Source organism: Nitratireductor sp. GZWM139 (assembly GCF_030068685.1).
Taxonomy (GTDB): Bacteria; Pseudomonadota; Alphaproteobacteria; order Rhizobiales; family Rhizobiaceae; genus Nitratireductor; species Nitratireductor aquimarinus.
The window spans coordinates 172492-184790 of the sequence record NZ_JAMQML010000008.1 but is presented as its reverse complement, the minus strand read 5'-3'; the positions used below and the strand labels follow the sequence as shown (position 1 = coordinate 184790).

Here is a 12299-nt window from a genome sequence, read left to right as displayed (position 1 = left end):
GCAACAACGATCCAGGTCAGTGGGTCGCGCTGAGCTTGCCCATATTGACGAAGATGGTCTCGCCGGACGAATCGTCCACCCCGTCATTGTCGGTCACGAAATAGGCGGTGCCGTTCGCGTCGATGGCGAAGCCCTCGATCTTGTCGACCACATAGCCATTCGTCGCGGCTTTCATCTCCGGCAGCAGGTCACGCTCCAGCGTTTTTTCCACCAGCGGCAGGTCTGCATCCAGCGCAGCCGGTGCGAAACCGTCCAGCGACACGCTGTAGAGTTTCTTGATCTTCGCCGACGAGCCGATCTGGTTGTCGCGCTCCACGATGTAGAGCTTGCCGTCATGCGCAGTGATTTCGGAAAGGCCGACCCAGCCCTTTTCCGCCGCATCCAGCGGATAGCGAACGGCAGCCCATTCCTTGGAGGCAGGCTTGTAGCTCACCAGCTTCACCTGGCCCTTCGGGTCGTCTTTCCATTCGCGCTGGATCGCCATCACCAGCATCTGGTCGTCGCCTTCGCCAACCACGGTCACGCCTTCCATGCCGAAGCGCTGCTCCACAGCGAGCAGTTCGGCGGGAAGTGCGATCTCCTGCTTGATCTCGCCCTTTGCATCGACCCGGAACAGCGCGTGCGGCGTCAGGCGGTCGGTGCGGCCTTCCGAAGCGAGCCAGAAACCACCCTTGCCATCATTGGCGATGCCTTCGAGGTCGAGCTTCTGGGCAGCCGCGCCATTGCGGGTCACGACCGTCTTTTTCGTGATCCGCGCCGGCGTCTGCGTCGCGTCGATGGTCAAGATCGCGGGCTGGTTGCCGTAGAACGAATCCGACACGGCGTAGAGCGTGCCGGGCTTTTCCGGATCAGCCACGAGGCCCGAAAGAGCGCCCCAGCCAAACGGTGCGCCGTTCTCGTCCATGGCGGATTCGATGGTCGGGTAGGCGGCCTTGCCCTCGGAAAGTTCGTAGACCATCACATGCGAGCGTGCGCCGCCGTCTTCGATCAGGTCCGCCTCATTGGCCGTCACCAGGAGGTTGCGCTCGGGAATGGCGACCAGACCCTCCGGTCCGATGCCCGACGGCAGCACCTGCACGAATTCCGGCGCGCCGCCCGTGTCGCGGTAGACCGCGATGAGCGAAGCACGCTCCAGCGCAACGAAGATGTATCGCTGATCGCCGAAGGTCGCGACTTCGAGGCCCTCGGGCTCGGTGCCCTTGGCGTCGGAGCGCTTGTCCGGGTAGTGGCCGGCGGCTGCGGCGCGGAATTCCAGATCGTTGCCGCTGTCGAACAGAACCTCGCCCGTCTTGTTGAAGATGGTGAAGCTGCGCGATCCGCCTTCATAATCGCCCTCATTGGCGGTCACGAAGCGGTCATTGTCGAGCCACTTCACGGCGTCCGGCTCGCGTTTCACATTGGCTGCCGCCTGATCGAAGTCGATTGCGCCATTGTCCAGCGTGTCGATCTGTTCGAGGTCGATGCCGCCGGCGGCGAAATGGTTCACCACCGCGCCGCTTTCAGCCGAAACCACCGCGATGTGGTTGTTTTCCTGAAGCGTGACGACAATTTCGCCCGCGTCGTTGAAATCCACGAATTCCGGCTCCGGGTCGCTCGGCGCGATCTCGGCGAGGCCGGCAAGCGAGACGGTTTTCATGCTGTCGCAGTCGGGCATGCCGTCGGTGAGCGTGAACACTTTGAGGTCGCCGGCAGGCATCTGCGGAATCACGCCGTCATTCAGGTCTTCATCGCGCTCATTCTCGATGGCGACCGCCAGAAAGCGTCCATCGGCGCTGATCGCAACCGAATCCGGCTGCCCGCCCAGCGCGCAGGAGGCTTCGGCGGTCTTCGCCGCCATGTCGATCACCACCAGATTGCCGGAAGGCTCGGTAAAGCTCTTCGAGGTGTTCACTGCGGCAATCGCCTTCTGGCCGACCACGCCCACGGAGGTGGGTTCGCCGTCCAGCATCACAGCGCCGCCGGCTTTCGGCGCGGCTGCATCGCTGATGTCGACGAAGCCGACGCCGCCCAGCGGGCTGTCGGAATAGATCAGCGTCTTGCCGTCCGCGCTGCGGGCGATGATTTCGGAAGAGGTCTCCGTCGCCTTGTCGGCATCGGCCGGCAGGTTCTCGGCCACTGCAAAAGTGGCGATGCGGTTGAAATTCATCTCTGCCTGAGCCGGTAAGATGACAGCCGTGCTGGCCAGCAGAGCAAGAATGATCGCGTTGCGTTGCATGTTCAAAACTCCCTCAAGTCCCGTAGGAGCGGCACAATCGGAGGGCTTGGTTTCACGCCGATGACGGATCAATGACGGTTCGGTGACGTCCCCGTTCCGGGGTGCTGCGCAATTTGTTGCGTAAGGGGGGTGTTTCAGTTTATAAAGCGGACGAAATTTCCCAACATCGGTGGTTATAACCACCGCCCGCGCTAGGGACGCGGGCGAAGGAAGAGGATTCTTGAACTATGGCCAACACGCTTCTCATGCCCAAGGCCACCGCCGTGTGGCTGGTCGACAACACGGCGCTGACGTTCGATCAGATTGCAGAGTTCTGCAAGCTGCATCCGCTTGAGGTTGGTGCCATTGCCGATGGCGACGCCGCTCAGGGCATCAAGGGCATGGACCCGGTCATGACCGGCCAGCTCACCCGCGAAGAAATCGCCATGGGCGAGCGCAATTCGAACCACAGGCTGCGGCTTTCCGAGCCGAAGGTGCGTGTGCCGGAGACCAAGCGCAAGGGGCCGCGTTATACGCCGCTCTCCAAGCGTCAGGACCGCCCCAACGCCATTCTCTGGCTGGTGCGCAATCATCCGGAGCTCAAGGACGCGCAGATTTCGCGTCTCGTCGGCACCACCAAGTCGACCATTGAGGCCATTCGCGAGCGCACCCACTGGAACTCGCCCAATCTCGTGCCGATGGACCCGGTGACGCTGGGCCTGTGCTCGCAGATCGATCTGGATCTGGAAGTGCAGCGCGCTGCCCGTTACCTGCCGCCGCAGGAGAGCACCGGCGAAACGCTTCTGCCGGCATCCGAGACCGAGCATCTGCCGCTCGGCGAGCAGGATTCGTCCTCCTCGGAAGAGAAGGAACTCGACGCAGAAGCGGTCTTCGCAAAGCTCTCGTCGATGCGTTCCACCGAAAGCAATGACGATGATGAGGACGATCAGTCCTGATTCGCGATACCTGATAATCTCCCCGGATTGCCGGGGAGAAATTAGAGCAGCCTGATCTCGTATCAGGCTGTTTTCGTATCGGGTGATGGCGGCAGAAAGTCCTGTTGCAGAAGAGCTTCCGGTTCAGCAGGCCTGTGCCCTGCCGATCATGGCTTCATGAATTTCCATGCGGCGGTAGAAGTCGGCAAGCTGCTTGCCGCGCTCTGGCCGGAACCCGCGCCCTGCCGGCTTGATCGCCGCAATGCGGTCGATGCGAAAGGTGCGGAAATCTCCGCGCAGCTCGCACCAGGCCACCAGCGTCCAGACCTTTCCCCAGAACCACAGGCCCAGAGGCCGCACATCGCGCTCCGATGTCCGGCCTGCCTCGTCGCGGTAGTCGAGGGCAAGCACGTCGCGCGTTTCCACCGCGCGCTCCAGCGCATCGATGGTCTGGCGGTCCATGTCGCTCACCACCCAGCGCGGGGTGTGAATTTCGGTTTTTGCAATCCGGTCGCGCTCTGGTTCCGGCAGCACGGTTCCGATCTTGATGAGCGCTTCTTCGGCGGCACGCGCCATCGCTGCGCCGCCGAAGGCGCGCACCATGCGCGCCCCGGCCACCAGGGCCACGATCTCGTCGCGGGTGAACATGAGCGGGGGGAGCTCGAACCCCTCCCGCATCAGATAGCCCACGCCCGCCTCGCCATCGATGGGAACCCCGGTCGATTGCAGGTCGGCGATATCGCGATAGATCGTGCGTTCCGAGACTTCGAGACGCTCGCTCAACAAACGCGCCGTAACCAGGCGCCCGCCCCGCAAATGCTGGACGATTTGAAAAAGTCGGTCAGCACGGCGCATGCGTTGTTCTCCTCACGCAAAAATTCCGAAGCTGTTTCCGTCGGGATCAAGACAATACACGAAACGACCGGCAGGAATAGTGACGATGGGCGACACCACTTTGCCGCCATTGTCCGTCACGCGCTTCATGGCGTCTTCAAGCGGCGCTGCGACTGCGAGATGAATGGTCGGCCCGGTGCCTTCGGGAGCCGGCTTGCCGGGGTAGATGTGCCCCGAGATGGATTCCTGCGGGTCTTTCGAGGCGAACACGGCAAACGGGTTCGGCCCGTCTTCCTGCAGCGCCAGTTCATTTTCAACGACAGCGCCATAGAAAGCGCGCGCCCGGTCCAGGTCGGTGACCGGAATTTCCGCCCAGACGACAGCATGCAACGGCAAAGTGGCAGACACTTGGGTAACCCTCCATTTTCAATGCCTGCAGAATGACACAGCCCTCCTGACAACACACTGTCAGGAGGGCCGTTACGCTGCGCAGAAAAAAGGGCAGGGCATCATCGCCGACCGGTGCTGACGCCGTTTTGTCAGGAGATATCCGGCTTCACTTCCACCGTGTAGTTCAGCGGCAGGCGTCCGCCATCGGCGTAGATCGTCTGTCCCGTCACATAGCTTGCATCGTCATCGGCCAGGAAGGTTGCCACCGAGGCGATCTCGCCTGGCTCGCCGGCGCGGCCGAGCGGCGTGCGCGAGAGCATGCGGTTGCGCGCCGCCTGGTCGCTGTTCACCTTGGCCAGCATCTCGGTCATGATCGAGCCCGGCCCGATCGCGTTGACGCGAATGCCATAGGGCGCGAGCGCCAGCGCCATGACGCGGGTGAGCTGGTTCACGCCACCCTTGGAAACCGAATAGGCGATCTGCTCGGGGATCGCGAGAACGGCGTTGATCGACGACATGTTGATGATCGTGCCCGGCGCACCGCCATTCTGCACTTTCTCGACCATGAAGCGGGCCACGGCCTGCCCCGCGAGGAAGGAACCCTTCAGATTGATGTCGAGAACGCGGCTGAAATCCTCTTCGCTCAGGTCGAGAAAGTCCGACGCATGCACGATGCCGGCATTGTTGACGAGAATGTCCACGTCGCCGAAGGCGTCGATGGTTTCCGCCAGCATGTTGTGCACGTCCAGCCGCTTGCTCACATCCGCCTTCACGAAGCGCGCATCGCCCAGTTTTTCCAGATCGGAAAGCGCCTGCGCACCCTTTTCGCCATCCACATCGGCGATCACGACCTTGACGCCGTGGCGCAGAAACCGCTCGGCGATTGCATAGCCAATGCCGCTCGCGCCGCCCGTTACGATTGCTGTCTTGCCGTCCAGTGCCATGTTGAATCCTTATGCCAAAAATCGGCCGGACCCTGCGCCGGGGGCACGGCAAGGTCAAGGGCAGCGCCCGTCACTTCCCGGACTTGTCCAGCGCCTCGCTGATTTCATCGAGGATCGCCGGATCGTCGATAGTGGCCGGCATCGCCCATTCCTGATGGTCGGCGATCTTCTGCATGGTGGCGCGCAGGATCTTGCCCGAGCGTGTCTTGGGCAGCCGCTTCACCGGCACCACCTTCTTGAACGCCGCAACCGGCCCGATGCGCTCGCGCACCATCGCCACCAGCTCGCGCTCCACCGTGCTCATGTCCGCCCCGGCCCTGCCGTGCAGCACCACGAAGCCGCAGGGCACCTGACCCTTGAGCTGGTCAGCAATGCCGATCACCGCGCATTCGGCAACGGCGGGGTGCTCGGCCACCACTTCCTCCATGCCGCCGGTTGAAAGCCGGTGTCCCGCCACATTGATGATGTCGTCCGTGCGCGCCATGATGAAGAGATACCCGTCCTCATCCAGCATGCCGGCGTCCGCCGTCTTGTAGTAACCCGGAAACTCGCTGAGATAGGCCTCGCGAAACCGCTTGTCGTCGTTCCAAAGCGTCGGCAGTGCGCCGGGCGGCAGCGGCAGCTTCACCACCACATTGCCGAGCGTGCCCGCCGGCACGGGGTGTCCCGCATCGTCCAGAACCTGAACGTCATAGCCCGGCATCGGCACGCCGGGTGAGCCATACTTCACCGGCAGCATGCCAAGCCCGACGGGGTCCTGACTGATTGGCGCACCCGTCTCCGTCTGCCACCAGTGATCGATCACGGGAACGCCCAGCGTCTTCTCCGCCCATTTCACCGTGTCGGGGTCGGCCCGTTCACCGGCCAGAAAGAGCGTGCGGAAGCGGGAGAGGTCGTGTCCGGCCATCATCTCCGCATCCGGGTCCGCCGTGCGGATCGCGCGAAACGCCGTCGGCGCGGTAAAGAGTGCCGCCACGCCGTGTTCGGCAATCACCCGCCAGAAAACGCCGGCATCGGGCGTGCCCACCGGCTTGCCCTCGAACAGAACCGTCGTGCAACCGTGTAACAGCGGCGCATAGACGATGTAGGAATGGCCCACCACCCAGCCCACATCCGACGCCGCCCAGAACGTCTCGCCCGGCTCGATGCCGAACTCGTTGAACATCGACCATTTGAGCCGCACCATGTGCCCGCCATTGTCGCGCACCACGCCCTTGGGGCGTCCCGTCGTTCCAGACGTGTAGAGAATGTAGAGCGGATCGGTGGCGAGCACCGGCTCGCACGGCACGGCAAGACCGGCAGCACGCGCCGCCTGCACCATCCGCACATAGTCATGATCGCGTCCCTGCACCAGGTCGCAGCCCTGTTCCTCGCGCTGCAGGATCAGGCAGTTCTCGGGCTTGGCGGAGGAGAGGCGGATCGCCTCGTCGAGCAGCGGCTTGTAGGGCACGATGCGGCCGGGCTCCAGTCCGCACGAGGCCGAGATGATCGCGCGCGGAGCCGCATCATCGATGCGCGCGGCAAGCTCGCGGGCGGCGAACCCGCCAAACACGACCGAATGAACGGCCCCGATGCGCGCGCAGGCCAGCATGGCGAACACCGCTTCCGGCACCATGGGCATGTAGATGACCACGCGGTCGCCCTTGCCGACGCCGAAATCCCTCAGCACGGCGGCCAGCGCCGTTACCTCGTCCTTCAACTCGCCATAGGTGAAGCTCTTCTTGCGGCCACTGATCGGGCTGTCATAGACGAGGGCGGGCTGGTCCTTTCGCCCGCCCTCGACATGCCGGTCCACCGCATTGAAACACGTGTTGCAGGTCGCGCCGGGGAACCAGCGACCGTAAACGCCGGCCTCCGCGTCGAAAACCCTGTCCCAGGGGCTGTACCAGTCGATTTCGGCGGCAGCCTCCGCCCAGAAACGCTCCGGATCCTGCTGCCAGCTCCGGTAAACCTCGTGATAGCGCGACATCACCCCGCCTCCTCCCTGCGGTTTGAGCCTGATCTCGCCCGACGATAGCGGATCGTTGGCGGAAAGGTAAATCAGACTTGCGGTGAAGGCGATGGTTTTGACAGGTGGGGCCGGCAGCGGGCACAAGGGGCTATGGTTTCCCGAATCGGACCGTCATGACCAAGATCCTGCTCCTGCTCATTCTGGCGATGATGATCGTGCACATCATCCGGCCGCTCGGCCTTCCGGGCCTGAAGCGCCGTGCCGACTTCTGGAAGCTCGCCCTGATCGCGCTTGGCGCGGTCTCGCTCACCATCCTTCTGCGCGGGGGCGAGTAGGGCGCAGGTGATTCCCGTGAAACACTGAACTGCTCTGGAGCATTTTGCAGTCAGGTGGAATCACCTGACGGCCGCATAAATGCGGCGAAACAGGCATATGGAGCAGAGCAGCGTTTCCATGAAACGATGAACTGCTCTGAGCAGCAGCCCTGCACCACCCCAGCACCCACCCTGGCACCCAAAAGAAAACGGCCCGCCGACAGTCGCCGACGGGCCGTTCCAATGCTTTCTCGATACCTGCTGATCAGGCGGCTTCGAGGCCAGGCTCCCACTTGCCGGTGGCGGCGAGGCTGTTCATCTTCGCGCGGTGGCCGAAGGCCTGCTGCGCGGCAGCGACGTTTTCCTTCTTGCCGCCCCATGCCTTCAGGCCGGCGGCCTGCAGCGCACGACCATAGGAGAAGGTCAGCGCCCACGGCATGTCGAAGCCGGCATTCATGAGCGAGAGATGCGCCGTCGCTTCTTCGTCCGACTGGCCGCCGGAGAGGAAGGCGATGCCCGGCACGGCGGCCGGAACGGTCGACTTCAGGCAGCGCACGGTCTTCTCGGCCACTTCTTCGCGGCTCGCCTTGCGGGCGTTCTTGCCGTCGATGACCATGTTCGGCTTCAGCACCATGCCCTCAAGCGAAACGCGCGCGTCGTAGAGCTCGTCGAAGACGGTCTTCAGAACCCACTCGGTGACTTCATAGCAGCGGTCGATGGAGTGATCGCCCGGCTTGCCGTCCATCAGCACTTCCGGCTCGACGATCGGCACGATGCCGGCTTCCTGGCAGAGAGCCGCATAGCGCGCGAGCGCCTGTGCGTTCTGCTTCACCGCGCCCCAGCGCGGGAGGTCGTTGGAGATCGAGATCACGCCGCGCCATTTGGCGAAGCGCGCGCCAAGGCCGTAATACTCGTTGAGGCGGTCACGCAGGCCGTCGAGGCCCTCGGTGATGGTTTCACCTTCAAAGCCGGCCAGCGGCTTCGCGCCGCCATCGACCTTGATGCCCGGCACTGCGCCGGAGGCCTTGATGAGATCGACCAGCGGCGTGCCGTCGGCTGCCTTCTGGCGGATCGTCTCGTCGTAGAGGATGACGCCGGAGATGCAGTTCTTCATCGCATCGTCGGCGCGGAACATCATCTCGCGATAGTCGCGACGGTTCTCTTCCGTCGACTCGAGGCCGATCGTGTCGAAGCGCTTCTTGATGGTGCCGGAGCTTTCGTCCGCTGCCAGAATCCCCTGTCCCGGGGTCACCATGGCGGCTGCAATATCCTCAAGCCGTTCGCTCATTTCAGGTCTCCTGTCTGTTCATACCCGGGCGCATAGCAGATGCGCCCGGCAAACGGAATGCGCCCTCTCAATCCCTAATCGATTGAAATGACAGACTATTCACACTTTGCTTAACGCAGGGGTGAAAAGTGGCTCCTGACCTGTGAAACGAAGCGAATTCAATCGATCTAAGCGGATTTCGAAAGCGCAACGACGCCGGGCAGCGCCTTGCCTTCCATCCATTCCAGAAACGCACCGCCAGCGGTCGAGACGTAGGAGAATGCGTCTGCGACACCGGCATGGTTGAGCGCCGCCACCGTGTCGCCGCCACCGGCCACCGAGACGAGCAGTCCTTCGCCGGTGCGGTGTGCTGCGTGCTTTGCAGCGGCAACGGTTGCCGCATCGAACGGCTCGATCTCGAATGCGCCCAGCGGGCCGTTCCAGACCACCGTGTCGGCGCGGTCCAGCCACTCATTGACCTTCTCGACGCTCTTCGGGCCCACATCGAGGATCATGGCGTCCGCCGGAACGTTGTCGATGGCCACCACTTCGCTTTCCGCGCCGGCCTTGAATTCGCGCGCCACCACGGCGTCCACCGGCAGGATCAGCGCGCAGCCGGCTTCCGCAGCCTCGATCATGATCTGCTTGGCGGTCTTCGCCAGGTCGTGTTCGCACAGCGATTTGCCCACTTCCGTGCCGCGCGCGGCGAGGAATGTGTTGGCCATGCCGCCGCCGATCACCAGCGCGTCCACCTTCTTCACCAGGTTCATCAGGAGGTCGATCTTGGTGGAAACCTTTGCACCGCCGACAATGGCCAGCACCGGCCGCGCCGGCTGGCCAAGGCCCTTCTCAAGCGCTTCGAGCTCTGCCTGCATGGTGCGGCCCGCATAGGCCGGCAGCAGGTGGGCGAGGCCCTCGGTCGAGGCGTGGGCGCGGTGTGCAGCCGAAAAGGCGTCGTTCACATAGAGGTCGCCATTCTCGGCCAGCGCCCGGGCGAATTCGGCATCGTTCTGTTCTTCGCCGGCATGAAAGCGGGTGTTCTCCAGAAGCAGAATGTCGCCATTGGCCATTTCGGCAATGGCCTCAGCCGCCGGTGCGCCAATGCAGTCCTTGGCGAAATGAACGCGGTGGTCGAGCACGCTCTCCACGGCGTAGGCGATGGGCTCCAGCGAGGCAGCCGGATCGGCCTTGCCCTTCGGGCGGCCGAAATGCGCCATCAGGATGACCTTCGCGCCCTTGCCAGACAGTTCCGTGATGGTCGGCATCACGCGTTCGATGCGGGTGGTGTCGCTGACCTTGCCGTCCTTCACCGGAACGTTCAGATCGACGCGCACCAGCACGCGCTTGCCTGCAATGTCGTTGAGGTCGTCAAGGGTCTTGAAGTCCGGCATGGCGCGTCGCTGTCTCCTGTGTGGGTTCTGAAACGGTGCATTGTGTCGACCGTCTGAACCGCTGGTGGAACGGTGATGTAAATTCGCTGGCGACCATACAGCGCCGCGCGCCGGGCGCAAGATGGCGCAGTGATTATGAGCCGGCGTCGGGGCGGGGCTTCCTGCGGAAAATCCGGCGCATCAGGTCGCGCGGGCTGAGCAGAAGCGGCACGCGCACCTCGGGGGCCTGCGGCTCCACCGAAAGTCCGGCGGCGATGACGCGCCCGTCCTCGTCCACATCGCGCACGATCAACTCGATCTCGCCAAGCGTTGCGCGGTCGCCATATTCAGCGCGCCCGCCAAGCCGCTCGCGCATCAGTTCGGCAATGGTCTTCTTCTGCTCGTCCTCGCTCAGCCCCGGCGCATAAGCCGCCTCGATGTCAGAGGCCGGGCGTGCGGGATCGACCGAGAACGCGCCGAAGAAGTCCGCATCCTCCGGGTCCATTTCCACCGGGCTTGCAAACAGCCGGTCGAGCAGGCGCGGATAGCGGTCCGGCACGAAGATGTAGACATGGTCTCCGGCGGAAAGCCGTCCCGCATACTGATAGGTCATGGAGCGCCCGTCGCGCACCACGAGCGAGGGTTTCGCCCAGCGTGGAATGCGCTGGCCGCGCTCCACCGGGCTTCCCGCCACCACGCGATAGGCCAGAAGCTCGTGGCGGGCGGAGCCGGGCAGTTCCAGCTCCACCTTGTTCAGCGGCCCCATGCGCGGCGGCAGCGTCAGTCCCAGCCGGCGCGCCAGCGGTCCCACCGTCCAGCCCTGCACGATCAGCGACACCAGCACGATGATGAAGACGATGTTGAACAGCGCCCGTCCGTTCGGCAGCTCATCGATCAGCGGCGTGATCGCCAGCAGGATCGACACGGCCCCGCGCAGGCCCACCCACGAGACGAAGGCGCTCTCGGCGGGCGAGAATCGGAACGGCGCAAGGCACAGCGTCACGGCCAGCGGCCGGGCGACGAAGATCAGGAACAGGCCGATGAACAGCGCCGGCAGAATGATGTCGGCGAATTGCGACGGCGTGGCGAACAGGCCGAGCACGAGAAACATGATGATCTGCGCCAGCCAGGTCACGCCGTCCTGAAAGCGCTTCAGCATGGCGGTCGAGCGCAGTTTCGCATTGCCGGCGATCAGACCCGCCACATACACGGCGAGGAAGCCCGATCCGCCCATCGCCCCGGCCAGCGCAAACACCAGAAGCGAGAGCGCCAGCACGAAAATCGGCAGCAGCCCCTGTTCCAGCTTGAGCTTCACCACCAGCCGCACGATGCTCCAGCCGCCAACAAGCCCGGCCATCAGGCCGATGCCCATCTGCTGCAGAAAGCCGATGGCCACATCGGCGGCCAGCGTGTCCGCCTGCATCGCCTCGCCGCTGGCGATCAGCCCGACAAGCGAAAGCGTGAGAAAGATGGCGATCGGGTCGTTCGAGCCCGACTCCACTTCCAGCGTGGAGCGCACCCGCTCGCGCACGGAGATGTTGCCCACCCGCAGCAGAAAGAACACGGCCGCTGCGTCTGTCGAGGCCACGGTCGCGCCGAGCAGAAGGGATTCCAGCCAGCCGAAGCCGGTCACGTAATAGGCGGCGACGCCGACCAGCCCGGCCGTCATCAAGACGCCGATTGTCGCCAGCACGAGCGCAGGGGCGGCGGCCTGTCGGAAGGCGGCCACCGATGTGCCGAAGCCCGAATCGAACAGGATCACCGCCAGCGCCAGCGAGCCGATGAAATAGGCGACGGCTGCATTGTCGAAATCGAGGCCCAGCCCGTCCGTTCCGGCGGCCAGACCAATGCCGAGAAAGATGAGAAGCAGCGGTGCGCCGAAGCGAAAGGCGATCAGGCTCGAGAACGCGGCAAAGAGCACAAGCGCCGTGCCCACCAGCGTTATGACGTAAATGCCCTGATCCATCCGCCTCTCTTCATCCACTTCGTCGCAAGTTGCTGTTCTTTTTCATAAAGGATGCGGCGGAAGTGAGATGCAAGGGCATGGACAAAAGAAAAACGCCCGGCGCGATGGCCGGGCGTTCTGAAAAGGCGTGAGAA

Annotated in this window: 10 protein-coding genes; 2 read left to right on the top strand and 8 right to left on the bottom strand. The window is 63.7% G+C overall.

The window, feature by feature from the left end:
* Window positions 1–16 precede the first annotated feature (16 nt).
* Window positions 17–2215: an esterase-like activity of phytase family protein gene (locus NDI72_RS12110; RefSeq protein ID WP_283800575.1), complete on the bottom strand. Its 2199-nt coding sequence runs from the start codon at window positions 2213–2215 to the stop codon at window positions 17–19.
* A gap of 227 nt (window positions 2216–2442) precedes the next feature.
* On the opposite strand from NDI72_RS12110, the gene NDI72_RS12105 reads away from it, so the two are divergent.
* Window positions 2443–3150: a DUF1013 domain-containing protein gene (locus NDI72_RS12105; RefSeq protein WP_283800574.1), complete on the top strand. Its 708-nt coding sequence runs from the start codon at window positions 2443–2445 to the stop codon at window positions 3148–3150.
* 123 nt (window positions 3151–3273) lie between these two features.
* Here the strand turns inward: NDI72_RS12105 and NDI72_RS12100 are convergent, their stop codons facing one another.
* From NDI72_RS12100 to NDI72_RS12085, 4 genes are all read right to left on the bottom strand, one after another.
* Entirely contained in the window at window positions 3274–3984 is a 711-nt protein-coding gene (locus NDI72_RS12100; protein WP_113153496.1) for a helix-turn-helix transcriptional regulator, read from the bottom strand.
* Window positions 3985–3996: 12 nt separating this feature from the next.
* The gene (locus NDI72_RS12095; protein WP_206545664.1) at window positions 3997–4371 is read right to left on the bottom strand and encodes a VOC family protein; all 375 of its coding nucleotides are present in this window, start codon (window positions 4369–4371) and stop codon (window positions 3997–3999) included.
* 131 nt (window positions 4372–4502) lie between these two features.
* A complete protein-coding gene (locus tag NDI72_RS12090) occupies window positions 4503–5297 on the bottom strand; it encodes an SDR family NAD(P)-dependent oxidoreductase (protein WP_113153494.1) in 795 nt (264 codons plus the stop codon).
* 70 nt (window positions 5298–5367) lie between these two features.
* On the bottom strand, window positions 5368–7269 hold the full coding sequence (locus NDI72_RS12085; RefSeq protein ID WP_283800573.1) for a propionyl-CoA synthetase: 1902 nt from the start codon (window positions 7267–7269) through the stop codon (window positions 5368–5370).
* A 152-nt stretch (window positions 7270–7421) separates the two neighbouring features.
* On the opposite strand from NDI72_RS12085, the gene NDI72_RS12080 reads away from it, so the two are divergent.
* Window positions 7422–7583 (top strand): hypothetical protein, encoded by a 162-nt coding sequence (locus NDI72_RS12080; RefSeq protein ID WP_204360853.1) that lies wholly within the window; start codon window positions 7422–7424, stop codon window positions 7581–7583.
* Window positions 7584–7827: 244 nt separating this feature from the next.
* On the opposite strand, the gene NDI72_RS12075 is transcribed toward NDI72_RS12080, so the two are convergent.
* The 3 genes from NDI72_RS12075 to NDI72_RS12065 all read right to left on the bottom strand — a co-directional run bounded on the left by NDI72_RS12075 (window position 7828) and on the right by NDI72_RS12065 (window position 12165).
* Window positions 7828–8850, bottom strand: a complete 1023-nt coding sequence (locus NDI72_RS12075; protein WP_113153493.1) for a class I fructose-bisphosphate aldolase — start codon at window positions 8848–8850, stop codon at window positions 7828–7830.
* Window positions 8851–9017: 167 nt separating this feature from the next.
* On the bottom strand, window positions 9018–10220 hold the full coding sequence (locus tag NDI72_RS12070; protein ID WP_113153492.1) for a phosphoglycerate kinase: 1203 nt from the start codon (window positions 10218–10220) through the stop codon (window positions 9018–9020).
* A 133-nt stretch (window positions 10221–10353) separates the two neighbouring features.
* Complete coding sequence (locus NDI72_RS12065) at window positions 10354–12165, bottom strand: potassium/proton antiporter (RefSeq protein WP_283800572.1); 1812 nt, start codon at window positions 12163–12165, stop codon at window positions 10354–10356.
* Window positions 12166–12299 lie beyond the last annotated feature (134 nt).